The 14747-nt window shown below is 59.5% G+C and carries 12 protein-coding genes; 7 read left to right on the forward strand and 5 right to left on the reverse strand.

Going from position 1 to position 14747, the window contains the following annotated elements; translation table 11 throughout:
• Positions 1-71: 71 nt before the first annotated feature.
• Both AB8B29_RS01900 and AB8B29_RS01905 read left to right on the forward strand, forming a co-directional pair.
• Entirely contained in the window at positions 72-1808 is a 1737-nt protein-coding gene (locus AB8B29_RS01900; RefSeq protein WP_047640424.1) for a response regulator, read from the forward strand.
• Positions 1809-1933: 125 nt separating this feature from the next.
• A complete protein-coding gene (locus AB8B29_RS01905; protein ID WP_047640423.1) occupies positions 1934-3289 on the forward strand; it encodes an EAL domain-containing protein in 1356 nt (451 codons plus the stop codon).
• Positions 3290-3357: 68 nt separating this feature from the next.
• On the opposite strand, the gene AB8B29_RS01910 is transcribed toward AB8B29_RS01905, so the two are convergent.
• The 5 genes from AB8B29_RS01910 to AB8B29_RS01930 all read right to left on the reverse strand — a co-directional run bounded on the left by AB8B29_RS01910 (position 3358) and on the right by AB8B29_RS01930 (position 7585).
• Entirely contained in the window at positions 3358-3975 is a 618-nt protein-coding gene (locus AB8B29_RS01910; protein WP_037198489.1) for a PRC-barrel domain-containing protein, read from the reverse strand.
• A 355-nt stretch (positions 3976-4330) separates the two neighbouring features.
• Positions 4331-5221: an SMP-30/gluconolactonase/LRE family protein gene (locus AB8B29_RS01915; RefSeq protein WP_037198491.1), complete on the reverse strand. Its 891-nt coding sequence runs from the start codon at positions 5219-5221 to the stop codon at positions 4331-4333.
• 3 nt (positions 5222-5224) lie between these two features.
• On the reverse strand, positions 5225-5860 hold the full coding sequence (locus tag AB8B29_RS01920) for a 2-dehydro-3-deoxy-6-phosphogalactonate aldolase (protein WP_092572959.1): 636 nt from the start codon (positions 5858-5860) through the stop codon (positions 5225-5227).
• Positions 5860-6792 carry a 2-dehydro-3-deoxygalactonokinase gene (locus AB8B29_RS01925; RefSeq protein WP_047640421.1) on the reverse strand — a complete coding sequence of 311 codons (933 nt, stop codon included), beginning with the start codon at positions 6790-6792 and terminating at the stop codon, positions 5860-5862. The genes AB8B29_RS01920 and AB8B29_RS01925 overlap by 1 nt, the downstream gene beginning before the upstream one ends.
• A 22-nt stretch (positions 6793-6814) precedes the next feature.
• Complete coding sequence (locus AB8B29_RS01930) at positions 6815-7585, reverse strand: SDR family NAD(P)-dependent oxidoreductase (RefSeq protein WP_439006099.1); 771 nt, start codon at positions 7583-7585, stop codon at positions 6815-6817.
• 135 nt (positions 7586-7720) lie between these two features.
• Here AB8B29_RS01930 and AB8B29_RS01935 point away from each other — a divergent pair, with 135 nt between their 5' ends.
• The 5 genes from AB8B29_RS01935 to AB8B29_RS01955 all read left to right on the forward strand — a co-directional run bounded on the left by AB8B29_RS01935 (position 7721) and on the right by AB8B29_RS01955 (position 14722).
• On the forward strand, positions 7721-8530 hold the full coding sequence (locus AB8B29_RS01935) for an IclR family transcriptional regulator (RefSeq protein ID WP_113119362.1): 810 nt from the start codon (positions 7721-7723) through the stop codon (positions 8528-8530).
• A gap of 324 nt (positions 8531-8854) precedes the next feature.
• Positions 8855-9595, forward strand: coding sequence for a helix-turn-helix transcriptional regulator (locus AB8B29_RS01940; protein ID WP_173410450.1), 741 nt, complete (start codon positions 8855-8857; stop codon positions 9593-9595).
• A 667-nt stretch (positions 9596-10262) separates the two neighbouring features.
• A complete protein-coding gene (locus AB8B29_RS01945) occupies positions 10263-11411 on the forward strand; it encodes an Mrp/NBP35 family ATP-binding protein (RefSeq protein ID WP_113119363.1) in 1149 nt (382 codons plus the stop codon).
• Between the two features lie 414 nt (positions 11412-11825).
• On the forward strand, positions 11826-12803 hold the full coding sequence (locus AB8B29_RS01950) for a magnesium transporter CorA family protein (RefSeq protein WP_037198501.1): 978 nt from the start codon (positions 11826-11828) through the stop codon (positions 12801-12803).
• A 53-nt stretch (positions 12804-12856) separates the two neighbouring features.
• Complete coding sequence (locus AB8B29_RS01955; protein WP_376774219.1) at positions 12857-14722, forward strand: potassium transporter Kup; 1866 nt, start codon at positions 12857-12859, stop codon at positions 14720-14722.
• Positions 14723-14747: the final 25 nt, after the last annotated feature.

Consider the following 14747-nt stretch of genomic DNA (forward strand, 5'->3'; position numbering starts at 1 on the left):
GCCTTGCAGAGTGAGTGCCGCTCTGTCGATTTTTCGTGCTGTGAAACTGGTTGGGTGTAGGGATCGGACGAATGACTGCCGGAATTGAAAAGGCAGCCTTGGCAATCATGACTGAAGATGCGCTTTCCGGCGGCAATCTGCAGACAATGCTCTTTGACGCCCTCTGTGACGGACTGTCCAGCGCCCTCTTCGCGTACGACAAGAACGATCTGCTGTTGTTCGCCAGCCGCCAGGTCCTGAACTTCTTTCCGATCCAACCTGAATTCCTGCGACCCTCGACGCGACTGCGCGACTTCCTGGGCGCCGTGTTCGACACGGGCATACGGACTCGGGACCGCGGCCAGGCCAAGTCTTCGGCCAACCGTGAAAACTGGATCTCGCAGCGCATCGCCTCGCACTGGCGCGAGCGGTTTGAGACGACCGAACACTTTTCGGATGAGCGCTGGGTTCGCATCATCAAGCGCCGACTACCGTCTGGCATTGGCGTCTGCATCGTCTCCGATATTTCCGAAGTGAAGAAACGCGAGGAGCAGTGGCGCGTCGACATGGAGCGCGTGCAGCTTACTGAGGACATCCTCGACAACCTGCCGTTCCCGCTTTTCGTCAAGGACCAGAACATGGTCTATGTCGCTGTCAACAGGGCGTTCTGCGATAAATACCAGGCGGTGGCCGACGAGGTGCTGGGTCGCAAGGGCACCGATCTCTTCTCCACCGATCTTGCCAATCGCTTTCATGAGAGTGACCGGCATGTCATCGAGACCGGCGAGATGTCGATCTCGCAGCAGCGTCAGATTGGCCGAGACGGCGTCGTGCGCGATATCGTCACGCGCAAGCAGCGCATCGGCAAACCCGGCCGTTACTTCCTCGTGGGCACCATGCAGGATCTGCCGAAGGACGGAGGCGATTTCGAGGAATTCGCCCATGCTTCCCAGATCAGGGAGAACAACGACCGGTCCTATCGGCGCGCCTATGTTCCCATGGCTGCTTTACAAACCATTTCGCGCCGTCCGGCTGCCATGGAGACCTTCGTCCCGGAGAATTTCAGTGGCCGCAGGATTCTGGTCGTCACGGCCGATTTTGCTGCAGAGACGGCCGCGCTGAAAACGCTCGGGAATTACGGCTTCGAGGCATGTGTCGTTCATAATGAGAACGAAGAGGCGGCGTTTCTCGATGTGGCAAGCGCGCACGGCGTCAAGATCGATCTTGTGATCGTCGACAACCAGCTCGGCAAGCGCGGCATCGAACTGGCCGAGCGGCAGAACGTCTCCGCTCTCTCCCTCGATGGTTCGCAACTCTCCACCGAGCTCACATTCCTGATAGCACGTCATTTCAACCGGAATATACGCGGCGAGCTCGGGGACATTGCCGAGCCGGGGATAGGTCAGGAATGGCGGGTCGCCGCCGGTGAAAGCCGCAGCATCCAGATCCTCGTCGCCGAAGACAATGATATAAATCAGATCGTCTTTTCACAGATTCTCGAAGGCCTCGGGTACAGCTATGCAATTGCTGCGAGCGGCGATGAGGCAGCGCGAATGTGGAGCGAGCACCGCCCCGAACTGATCCTTATGGATATTTCGCTGCCGGGCCTCAACGGCTTCGAGGCGGCGCGCTTGATCCGTGGCGCGGAAAAGGGCAGCGGATCGCATACGCCGATCATCGGTGTGCTGCCCCAGGCTTTCGAGCGCGATCGCAAGGAATGCGGGGAGGCTGGCATGGATGACGTCATCCTGAAGCCCGTCAGCCCTGATATTATCGAGACCGTATTCCAGAAGCACCTGTGCAGCGCCGCTAAAGCAAAAAACAGATAAGTATCGCAATGGTATAGCGCCGACGGCAAGTTATCGCTCACATCGAATGAGTATCACCCTGCCATCCTTTGTTAAGACTTAGCCCTCATGCTTTTTCCAGGGTGGAGAAAACGTCGGAATCGAATATGAAATCGGCTGAAATACCGCTTGGGCCAGTCAGTCAGGAAGCGCAGGCAACAGCATATACCGATCCGCTGACCGGATTGGGCAATCGTCATCGCATGCGCGAGCGCACGCGACAGCTTTCGCTTGAGCGCGCCAGCGATCCCGCCCCCTTCACCATCGGCATCGCCAATCTGGATGCCTTCAAGCCGATCAATGATCTTTTCGGCGTCGAAGCCGGCGATGAAATTCTCTGCCAGGTTGCGCATCGCCTCAAGGCGTGCATTCCGGATGGTGCGACGGTGACCCGCCATGACGGCGACGAATTCGCTTTTGTCCTGCCGCTGGTCTTCGAACGCGTCGGCGCCGAAAAATTCGGCCAGATGATCCGCGAAGTGCTGTCGGCGCCGTATGATCTCGGCGACCGCAACGTTCGCCTTTCCGCCTCCTTCGGCTTTGCTATCCATCCCTTTGCCGGCGACGAATTCGACGATCTCCTCAAGAACGCCGAGACCGCGCTTTATCGCTCCAAGCGTCGCGGCCGTGGCCAGATCACCGTCTATTCCAAGGAGATCGCACAGGAGATGAAGCGCGCGACGCAGCTCGAGCAGGCGCTGCGCAATGCCATCATTTCGGATGTCATCGATGTGCATTTCCAGCCGATCGTTTCGCTCGCCAATAATATGGTTCTCGGTTTCGAGGCCCTGGCTCGCTGGAACGATCCCGATCTCGGCTTCGTCTCACCTGCCGTCTTCGTGCCGCTGGCCGAGGAGCGCGGCTTTATCGACGCATTATCCGAGGCCCTTTTGCGAAAAGCTGCCGAGGCTGCGCTCTCGTGGCCACGCGAGCTTTTTCTGTCCTTCAATCTGTCCTCGGCGCAGTTGATGGACCCCGGCACCAGCAGCAGCGTCCTTGCCATTCTCGCCCGCGTCGGCCTGGACCCGCATCGCCTGGAGCTCGAAATCACCGAAACGGCGGTCATGAGTTCGGCCGACACGGCGCATCGCATCATTGCCGATCTCAGGGCAGTGGGCGTGCGTATCTCCCTTGACGATTTCGGCACCGGGCAATCCAGCCTCGGCCGCTTGCGTGAATTCATCTTCGACAAGGTGAAGATCGATCGCGCCTTCGTTTCGCGCATGAATTCGGACAGAGCCTCCGAACATATCATCAAGGCGGTTCTTGCCATGTGTGAAGGGCTGGAGCTGCGTGTGGTCGCCGAAGGCATCGAAGAACATGCGGAAGCCGCAAAGTTGAAGGCGTTGGGCTGTGCCATGGGGCAGGGCTATTATTTCGGCAAGCCCGTGGATAGCGTCGCCACGCTTCGCTATCTGCAGACCCATTATTTCGAAGCCGCCAGCGAGCGCGAGATCGCATAGGCTGAAAAATAATCCAAAAAAGGCGGCCCCTGAGGGCCGCCGCTTGTCCGTCTATCTGACCACCTGGGTTACTTGTTGGTGGTCGACGATGTCGTCGTGTTGTCCGTTGCCGGCATTGTCGACGTTCCAGCCGAACTTGCGGCCTTGTCGGAAGCTTGCATCGCAAGCGTCTTGAACTCCGGCGCAGCCTTCAATGACTCAGCCGTTTCGGTCGTCGTCAGCTTGATGGTGCCATCCTGAGCATTCTGGGTGGCACTGATCTTGTCGAACGGGACTGCGACGTTCTTCTGGCCCATGCCAAGGAAGCCGCCGACGCCGACGATCGCGGCGACAACACCGCCCTGCTTCTGCAGGATCAGATCGTTGATGCTGCCGATGCTTTCGTTCTTACCGTTATAGACAGACTGACCCATATAGGTCTTGGCGCTGATCTGGTCTGCCGACTGTTCGGTCAGATTACCGGCTTGTTCCGTGCCGGTCATGGCGGCGGGAGCCTGTGCCTTGGTCTGCGGAGCCGCACTATCCGGCTTCGTTGTGTCGGGTGTGGCCGGAGCCTTCTGCGACAACGGTGCGCCGCTGCCGCCGGTCGACGGTTGCTGCGACTGCGCGAAAGCCATTGGTGAAAGAACGGATGCAGTGGCAAAGATTGCGCCTGCGGCGACGGAAGTGAAGAGTTTCCCAGTCATCGTGAACCTACCTTTCATTCTGATGGGCATGCTTTAAGAAGCGCATGCATACCAGTACGAGTGGAGCCTTTGTTTTGCCGACCATCATCGTACCGGTCGTAGAGGCTAATGGTTCACGGAGGCTTTGGTTCCGTCAAAAGTTGCAGTAAGAAAATTTTTCGGAGCAACAGACCGAGAGAATATTGTGAAAAAACAATTTGTTATGAAGATCAAAAACAACCTGGAAGATTGAGCGGAGTGGTGATGAAGGATCGTGCCCGCTCATCTTTGGTGGCACGGGGCTTGGTCTGTTACGGCGCTAATTCGCATCGCGGGCACCACCTTCGCACCCGCAACGCGCGAAGGTGGCCGTCGTTCAAAGCTTGTATCGCGGATCGAAAACGCCCCTGACCGTCGCGCCAAGTTCCAGAAGCGCACCGGCCTGCGGCTGCATGGAGCGAGCTTCGTCATCAAGCCCTTCCCAGGCGGTCGTCACCGCCAGCCGATCAGCGTTCTTGCCGATGAAGGCGGGGCAGGAGGGCTGCATCGCGGGCACGCGATAGCGCTCGATACGCAGGCCGTCCGGGCTGTACTTGTCAACGAAGCCGGAACCCCAGCGCGCATTCCAGATATAGCCGTCGGCATCGCAGACCGAGCCGTCAAGACCGCCTGGGTCCTCCATGCTGTCGACCATCACAATCGGTTCACCTGCCGGAAGCCCGGTCTCCGGATCGACCAGCACGCGCATGAGCTGGCTGACGCGGGTATCGGTGAAATAGCCGATCGTGCCATCGGGCGAAAAACAGATCGAATTCGGAATGCTGATCTGGTCGAAGATCTTGGTGACCTTGCCGCCGGCTGCCACATGATAGATGGCGCCCGCCTGCATCTCGGCGCGCTTGCCCATGGTGCCGATCCATAGGGATCCGGAGACATGCGTACGCCCGTCATTGGAACGGTTCTCAGGCTTGTCGGCTTCGATCGCCGCATAGAAGCTCAGCTCGCCGCTGGCGATGTCACGCAGGAATAGCCCCTCTTCGGTGGCGATCATCTGCCGCTCTGCGTCGACGCGGGCGAGCACGCTCGCCATCATCGGCAGCTCGTGAACCTGCTTCTTGCCGGTCGGTAGATGCAGCTCGTGCAATTCCTTCCCGAGGATGTTGAACCACCAGACCGTGTCCGTATCGGGATCGTAGGTTGGGCCTTCGCCCAGGACAGATGAAGTATTGCAGAGAATATTGCCCTGAAAATCATGAATATCGGTCATAGATCAGGCTCCTATGGCTTCGTCATAGGCATAGATGGTTGCCTTGGCGCGTTCGGCAACCTCCTCCGCCGTCATTCCCGGCTTGTAGAGGCTGGTGCCGAGGCCGAAAGCGAGAATGCCGGCCTTGGTGTAATCCGCGAAATTCTTGTCCGAAACGCCGCCGACGGCAGCGATAACAAGCTCCGGCGGCAAAACGGCGCGGATAGCGGTAATGCCGGAAGCGCCGAGCACACCCGCCGGGAAAAATTTGAGACCCGTGGCGCCGGCCCTTGCCGCGGAAAGCGCCTCCGTGGCGGTGAACACGCCGGGCATTGTCACCATGCCCTTGTCGCGGGCGCGGCTGATGATCGCAGGCTCGACATTCGGCGTGACAAGCAGCTTGCCGCCGGCGCCATCCAGTCTGTCGACGTCCTCGATGGTCAGCACGGTGCCGGCTCCGATCAGGCAATCGGCAGGCGCCATCTTGGCGGCGATTTTGATCGAGCGGAAAGGTTCGGGCGAGTTCAACGGGATCTCGATGGCGGTGAAGCCGGTCTCGATCAGAGCGCCGACGATATCGGCCGTTTCCTCCGGCTTGATGCCGCGAAGAATGGCAATGAGCGGGCGCTTCATGGGAGGGAAAGGAATGCGGGTCGTCATCAGCTTTTGCTTTCGTTCTTGAGCCAGATCGCTTCCGCCGCCGCGGAAAGTCCGCGACGGACGGCGGCATCGGCATCGATGGTCTTGTGGGAGAGAGATAGGGTGCGGAATGCATCCTCGTAGAGAGCCTGCAGGCGTCCGGAAGCGACGAGCATGATGGATGCTCCTTGTCCGGCGGAAGCCAAAGCGCCGGCAATCTCGGCGCCGATCAGCGTGCCTGATATCAACGCCTGGGCGCCGGCAGCCGTCAGTCCGTGCAGAAGCTGGCCGGAGCGGGCGGTGAACAGCAGATTGGTAGCGAGCGCCGGCTTGTCGAAAGCAGCCTTGAGCGCGGCTTCGAAGGCCCCGGTATCGGTGGGCATGTCGGCGCTGCCGGCAACGGCATGCGACAGGATGCTGTGCTTGGTGATGACGTCAAAGAGTTCGCCGGTCATGAAGGTCGAGAAACCCATAACCTGGCCGTCGACCACGCGCACCCATTTCGAATGCGTCCCCGGCATGCAGACGAGCTGCTCGCCCTTTGTATCGGCGGCGATCGCGCCGAGCAACTGCGTTTCCTCGCCGCGCATGACGTCAGGCGCTTGCCTGCTGCGTTGCGCGAGACCCGGCAGGATACGAACATCGCGCGACTGTCCGGGGACGGCGACCGCGCCAGTGAGAATGGCGGCAAGCGATGTCGGCGTGTCGATGTAACCGGCTTCCACCCAGCCCTGGCGCGCGCCAGCCATGCCGCAGACGATCACGGGAATATCTGCCGGCGCCGAGAGTGCATCCAGGTGTGCCTGCAATACCCTTGCAAAGCCTGTCTGGGCCGCCGTGGTCATGCCTTCGCCGCTGCGCCGCTCCCCCAGAATGCTGCCATCCTGGCCGATCAGCCATAGCCGAAAACTGCTGGTGCCCCAGTCCACCGCGACATATGCGGGTTTCGTCATAAGAAAATGCTCCGATTCTTCACTAGAAAATGCCGCCATCGACGGTAATGGCTTGCGCGGTGATGCTGCCTGAGCAGTCCGAGGCGAGGAAAAGCACTGGCCCCACAAGATCGGCGGCCTTCAGCACATGCTTGAGGCATTGCCGTTCGACGGTTTTGGCCATGCCTTCCTCCGTCAGCCAAAGCTCAAGCTGTCTCTCCGTCACGATCATGCCGGGCAAAACGGCGTTGACGCGGATGTTTTCCGGGCCGAGGCGGCCCGCGAAGCTCTTGGTGAGCCCGATAATGCCGGATTTCGCAGTTGCGTAGGAAGAAAGCGCCGGCGGGTTCATCCTGAAGACGATCGAGGAGAAGTTGATGATCGCGCCGCCACCGGCCGCCCGCATGGCGGGGGCCGCCGCCTGCGATACGAAGAAGACCTGCTTGAGGTTGATCGCCTGGTTGTTGTCCCAATATTCCTCGGTGGTCGTGTCGATATTGTGCCGGTCGTCCCAGGCCGCGTTGTTGACAAGCACGCGGATCGCGCCGAGATCGGATTCGACCGCTGCGACCGTGTTCCTGATGGCGCCGACATCGCGCAGATCGGCGTGATAGAAGACGACAGGATGGGCCGACTGTGCCGAGAGCTTGGCGGCAAGCGCCTTGCTCGGCTCTTCGGCAATGTCGATGAAGGCGACTTTCGCGCCCTGCCGGGCGAAACCTTCGACGAGTGCCGCGCCGATACCGGAGCCGCCGCCGGTGATCAGCACGGTTCGATCCTTCAGATCGGGAAATTGTGCCTGCGTCTCGGTCAAGGTTTCTTCCCTCCCAGGATCGATGATGTCTCTAGTTCCATTATTTGGAACGAAATTTGACTATGTGGAATTATCGGATTACCCTCCCATCGTGTCAAGGATGCGGCGGCAGTGCCAGCGATAAATGAAGGGCGCATGGGTCTGAATTCGGATGGTGAAAAAGCGGATACCCGCCGTGGCCGCGAAACCGGCACGCTTGGAAAGCTCATGGCGCTGGTCGACCATGTGGCGCTTGCCGATGGTCCGATGCGTTTTACCGACATCCTCTCATTGTCCGATCAGCCGCGTGGTACGCTACATCGGCAATTGTCGCACCTCGTCGAGGAAGGACTTTTGGAGGTCGATCGCGACGGGCGCTATCGTCTCGGGATCAGGCTTCTGAACCTTGCCTCGCGCAGCTGGGCGCGCAACGAATTCCGCGCCGTGGCCGAACCGCATTTGCGCCACTTGCAGGAATTGACCGGCGAAACCGTGCATCTCGGTGTCTTGCGCGGCTCCGAGGTCATCTATCTCGACAAGGTCGAAGGCCGACAGTCCGTGCGCATGTATTCCCAGATCGGCAATGCCTCGCCGGCCTATTGCACGGGGGTTGGCAAGGCGGCGCTCTCCGCACTGGACGATCTAGATCTCGCTGGGCGGATTGCCGCTCTCGAGTTTCGAGCCTACACCGCGCATACTCATCGCAATGCCGCGCGGCTGCTTGCCGATATCGTGGAGATCAGGGTGCGCGGCTATGCATTCGATCGCGAGGAGCACGAGAGCGGCATATGCTGCGTTGCCGCACCGATCCGCGCAGATGATGGCGGTATGCTGGCGGGCGTCTCGGTGACCGGTCCGGCCTATCGCGTGACATCGCAGAAATTGCAGCAATGGGCGCCCCTGGTGGTGGCCGCCGCCGATTCGATCATGACGGACATGCGCAACCGGCTGGGTCCGAAGCGATAGCTCCGACATGTTTTCCTCAAGGGACCGCTGAATTATATTGAATTAATGCTTCAGGCGCTGGATCTTAGCAAAATTGCATGCTTGTCTTGAATTTGCTTGTTGAGAAGCGCGCAAGAACTGCCATTATCCCTCGCGTGACTACTGGGCGCGCGAAGGGGTTTGGTGAAATGACGACCGGACATCGTAGTAACGAGCGTTGACGCGAGCGAGATCCTGAGAAAATTATATTTGAACAAGTGCCGGCTACCGACGTTGGTACGATGACCTCCCGGGGCCAAGAGACGGAAATTTCGTATTTTTCCCTTTTTTACATAAAGAAGACTGATGATGGCGGCATTGGTGCAGGTGGGAACGTCTCCTCGCGGCGAGGATTATATTGACGAAGTCAGCAGGCTGAAGACCCAATTCGACGTGTTTCGGTTCATGAAACGATTGACGGAGGTCTATCGTTGCCGGGCCTTCATGGTCGTCAATCTGCCGCCGATCACCTCCTTCGAGTTGCAGAGCAGTTCGGTGATCAACAACTGGCCGGCTGAACTTCTGTCCATCTATGATCAGGAAGCGTTGTTGCCGACCAGCCCGGTGTTGCAGCGCCTGCGAACCTCGACCTTGCCCTTTGTCTACGAGGTCTCCACGAGCCCGAATAGGGAAGAGAGCAAATCCCAGTTCGCGGTTGCCTTGTTTGAACGCTTTCGCATGACGCGCTTCATCTATCTGCCGGCCCATGATGTCTCAGGCGTTCGCGGAGCGGTTTCGCTGGCCGGCGATCGCGAGCCTTTCTCGCGCGAAGAGGTCAAGGATCTCTTCTATATCGCAACCCATATCTTCGATAGGCTTGCAGAGATCCGCAATCTCGATATCCGCGTTGTCGATGCACTTACCGATCGCGAGATCGATTGCCTGAACTGGACGGCGGCCGGCAAAACCAGCGCCGAAATTGCCGAAATCCTCACGCTCTCGGAACATACCGTCAATCACTATCTGAACCGGGCCACCAAGAAACTCGATACCGTCAACCGCACGCAAGCGGTTGCCAAGGCGCTCCGCGTCGGGCTGATAAAATAGGCCTTGCTCGCCGACGCCCGGTCCGGGTGGATATTTTGTTTCGCGAGCGATCGACGGCCGAACTGATCCCAATTGAACGAAATTCAGGCAGCATCCTGAGTGAATTTTGTGCGCTGCAAATAAAAACTGATGGAGCGCTTTGCGGCACTTTCGCTGCGCAATTGAGCGTGTGTTCCTCAAGTGTTTGAAAAATATAAGCTTCTCTGTTTCCTCCGAAATTGGCACGCTTCCTGCTTGTTAACAGGCAGAGGTCCAGAGGGGACTTTGATAACAGCGCCGATCAATGCGCGCGGATCAGACGACCGTCGTCGATACCATCGCCCTAGCTTCTCCTGGCGAAAGGTATCGGCGGCGGTTGTTGCTTATTTGGCACGTCGATCGACATCGATGGGGCCGAAAGCACGATTTTTGCGACCTTGCCCTACTTCTTTCCCAACTTTGCTTTATGTCGGCCGTCGCAAATAACTTTCGTCTTGGGAGAGCGTTGCGGCTGGTAAGGGTCATAGACCCGGCGGACCTGCTGGCCGCAGCGGACGACGCTTTTTGTCGAAGCCCCCTGGATTTCGTTTGGCGAAGCCCTCCCGCTCCACTATCTAAGCCAGAGAGATTCCGGAAGGCACGCGACTTGATGCCTTGCTCCGGATGAAGATTGCGCAGTGAGGATGCAATGGCAGACATCACCAAGGAACAGGTGCTGGAGACGCTGAAGACGGTTCGCGGCCCGGATCTGGAGCACAATATCGTTGAGCTCGGCATGGTGTCGGATGTCTTCATCTCCGATGGCAAGGTCTATTTCTCCATCACTGTTCCCGCCGAACGCGCCAAGGATCTGGAGCCGATGCGCCTTGCGGCCGAGCGCGCTGTCAAGCAAATGCCCGGTGTCAAGGGTGCCATGGTGGCGCTGACTGCCGACAAGAAGGCCGGCGCCCCGGCTGCGCGCCCGGCGCCGCCGCAAGCTGCCCCGCATCCCCATTCCCATCCGCATGCCCCGCAGCAGCCGCCCCGCGCCGCCAAGATCGGCGTTCCCGGCGTCGGCGCCATCATCGCGGTCGCGTCGGGCAAAGGCGGCGTCGGCAAATCGACGACGGCGGTCAATCTTGCGCTCGGCCTGCTTGCCAATGGCTTGCGCGTCGGCATCCTGGACGCCGACGTCTATGGCCCGTCGATGCCGCGCCTGCTGAAGATCTCGGGCAAGCCGTCACAGATCGATGGCCGCATTATCGTTCCCATGGAGAATTATGGCCTCAAGGTCATGTCGATGGGCTTCCTGGTCGAGGAAGAGACGGCGATGATCTGGCGCGGGCCGATGGTTCAGTCGGCGCTGTTGCAGATGTTGCGCGAGGTTGCCTGGGGCGAGCTCGACGTGCTCGTCGTCGACATGCCGCCCGGCACGGGCGACGTGCAATTGACCATGGCGCAGCAGGTGCCGCTTGCCGGTGCCGTCATCGTCTCCACCCCGCAGGACCTGGCATTGATCGATGCGCGCAAGGGCCTCAACATGTTCCGCAAGGTTGAGGTTCCCGTCCTCGGCATCGTTGAAAACATGAGCTATTTCATCGCCCCGGATACGGGCGCGCGTTACGATATTTTCGGCCATGGCGGCGCGCGCAAGGAAGCCGAACGCATCGGCGTGCCCTTCCTCGGCGAAGTGCCGCTGACCATGAGCATTCGCGAGACCTCCGACGCCGGCACGCCGCTCGTCGCCGCCGAACCGGAAGGCGTGGTCGCCGGTATCTATCGCGAGATCGCCGCGAAGGTCTGGGCACAAGTGGCCAATACCCCGCTGCGCGCCGCGCCCGCCATCGTGTTTGAATAATTCACCGCGGCATATCCGCTTTCTCCGTCACGACGGATTGTCTTGCCGGCATCGTGTGCTATGACTTCGCAGAATTTGGGAATCTGCGGTGAAAGCGCGCAATGAAGAGGTTGTGACTTGATTCTTTGCGAGCTTTGCTGCATATGCGCCGCCGGCGTGGAACTGGTCTGGCGTGTCCTATGACCGCCCTCCGCCGTTCGGTGGTTTTATTTCGTCCGGCTAGGCTGGGTCACCGGGACGGACGAAGGATTGGTACAGCAGCGCAATGGAACATGGACACGGATTCCCGGCCGGACCGGCGGGATACGACCGGAGTTTTATGAGTTTTTTTCATTGGCCATTGGTGGGATCGCGGCGAGTGCGTGCAAAGCGCCTTGGCTGTAGCTTTGTCTCCGCTGCTCTGGGAGCCAGCAGTTGATAACTGCCCATTGCTCAGATTCAAAGCCGCTTGAGCTCCACGACCTTTCGGCTGCCGCGCACTTGCCCGACAATGTTATCTGGATCGACATGGTCGACCCTACGCGCGAGGAAGAAGCCAACATCGAGCGCCTGCTTGGGCTCCAAGTGCCGACGCGAGAGGACATGAAGGATATCGAGCCGTCGAGCCGGCTCTATGTCGAGAACGGCTCGGTTTTTCTGACGGCCTCGCTATTGTGGAAGGCCGATACCAATCTGCCGATGCTGACCGATGTCGCCTTCATCCTGACGGGACATCGGCTGGTGACGATCCGTTATGCGCAGCCGAAATCCTTCGCGCTGTTCATCGCGGCTCTGCCGCGCATTCCCCCGGAGCGGCGTACCGGTATCGCGCTCCTGACCATGCTTTTGGAAACGATCGTCGACCGCACCGCGGAGGTCCTTGAACAGACGGTCTCCGGTATCGATATATTGTCGGCGCATGTGTTCGGCGATCGTGTCAAGAAGATCCGCCGCCCGTCAAACTATCTGGAAGAGAAGCTCAAGGACATTGCGGGCTACCATCGTACCATCAGCAAGGTGCGTGACAGCCTGAGTTCTTTGTCGCGGCTGCTGACCTTCCTTTATACCATATCCGCCATGCAGCAGGACCAAGAGGCCAAGGAATTGTGCCGCAATGTCTCGCGGGATGTGCAATCCCTGTCGGAGCATGCATCTTTCGTCGCAGGCAACATCACCTTCCTGCTGGATGCATCGCTCGGATTGATCAATATCGAGCAGAACGCCATCATCAAGATCTTCTCGATAGCATCTGTTGTGTTTCTGCCGCCGACGCTCGTGGCATCCGTCTATGGCATGAATTTCGAGCTTATGCCCGAACTGCATTTCGCCTACGGATACCCGGGCTCGCTGCTGCTGATGGTCATATCCGCCATCGTCCCGTTTTTCTTTTTTCGCTGGAAAGGCTGGCTCTGAGAGTCTAGTGGTCCTGAATGTCTAACCAAACCGATCATTCTCCCGACGGGAAAATGAACCCTCGTAAGCTCGCCTACCTCGCCCTCGGATCGGTCGGCGTCGTCTATGGTGACATCGGCACGAGCCCGCTCTATGCCTTTCGCGAGGCACTGAAACCGGTGGCCGTCGACGGCCTGACGCGCAACGAAGTGATCAGCGTCGTCTCGCTGATGTTCTGGGCGCTGACCATCATCGTCACGATCAAATATGTCCTTTTTCTGCTGCGCGCCGACAATGACGGCGAAGGCGGCACGCTGTCGCTCCTGGCGCTGCTGATGAAGACGGCAAACGGCCATACAGCCGTCCTGATGCTGCTCGGATTGTTGGGCGCCGCACTTTTTCTCGGCGACGCGATGATCACTCCGGCGCTCTCGGTGCTTTCCGCCGTCGAGGGTCTGAAGCTGGTGACGCCGCAGCTGTCGGCCTATATCGTGCCCATATCGGTTGCGATTCTGGCGCTGCTTTTTGCCATCCAGTCGCATGGCACCGGTGCCGTCGCCCGTTTCTTCGGCCCGATCACGGCGCTGTGGTTCATCGTCATGGGCGTTGTCGGCATCATGCACATCTCCGATGACTACGGCATCCTCGCGGCCTTCAATCCCTGGTATGCGGTCAATTTCCTCGTCAAGGAGGGTTTTCTCGGCGTGGTCGTGCTCGGCGCCGTCTTCCTGACCGTGACCGGCGCGGAAGCGCTGTATGCCGACCTCGGCCATTTCGGCCGCCGGCCGATCCAGTGGGCCTGGTTCGCGCTGGTGTTTCCGTCGCTGACGCTGAACTATTTCGGCCAGGGCGCCCTGGTACTGCGCGAACCGCTTGCCATGTCGGATCCCTTCTTCCTGATGTATCCGCGCTGGGCCATTCTGCCGGTGGTCATTCTCGCCACCATGGCAACGATCATCGCCAGCCAGGCCGTTATAACAGGCGCTTTCTCGCTGACACGCCAGGCCATCCATCTGGGCTTCCTGCCGCGCATGGAAATCCTCTTCACCTCGGAGACCAATACCGGCCAGATCTTCCTGCCGTCGGTCAACGCCGTCCTGTTCTTCGGCGTCATTTTCCTGGTGCTGAGCTTCAAGACCTCGGATGCCCTGGCGACGGCCTACGGTATTTCGGTCACCGGTGCGATGGTCGTCACCTCGATCATGGCTTTCGAGTTCGTCCGCGTTCGCTGGAATTGGACGCTGCCCATGGCTATCGCCGTGCTGGCGCCGCTGGTGCTGCTGGAATTCGTCTTCCTCGGCGCCAACCTGCTGAAGATCCACGACGGCGGCTATGTACCGGTGCTGATCGCAACCGCCTTCACCGTCATCATGTGGACCTGGCGTCGCGGCACCGCGATCCTCATGGAAAAGACGCGGCATACCGATATCCCGCTGTCATCCTTCGTCAGCTCGATCGAGCGCAAGAGCGATCACTCGCCGGCGCATGTACCGGGCACGGCGATCTTCCTGACCAGCGATCCGGAATCGGCGCCCGCCGCGCTGCTCCACAATCTGAAGCATAATCACGTCCTGCACGACAAGAACGTCATCCTGACGATCCGCACGATCAACAAGCCGCGCGTCGCCCAGGAAGACCGCTACTCGGTCGAGAAGGTCTCCGACCGGTTCTCGCGTGTCGAGCTGCGCTTCGGCTTCATGGAATCGCAGAACGTCTCGCAGGCGCTCGCGACCCTGCGCAAGACCGGCCTGAAGTTCGACATCATGTCGACCTCTTTCTATCTGGGCCGTCGCAAGCTGGTGCCCGATGCCAAATCCGGCATGCCGCATTGGCAGGATCGGCTCTATATCGCGCTTGCCAATGCCGCGACGGATCCGTCGGACTACTTCCGCCTGCCGGCCAACCGCGTGGTCGAGCTCGGATCGCACGTCATCATCTGAGGCAGATGCTATCGCTGTTTTGTCA

The sequence above is a fragment of the Rhizobium sp. 11_C7_N12_5 genome, from assembly GCF_051811145.1.
Classification (GTDB): Bacteria; Pseudomonadota; Alphaproteobacteria; order Rhizobiales; family Rhizobiaceae; genus Rhizobium; species Rhizobium lusitanum.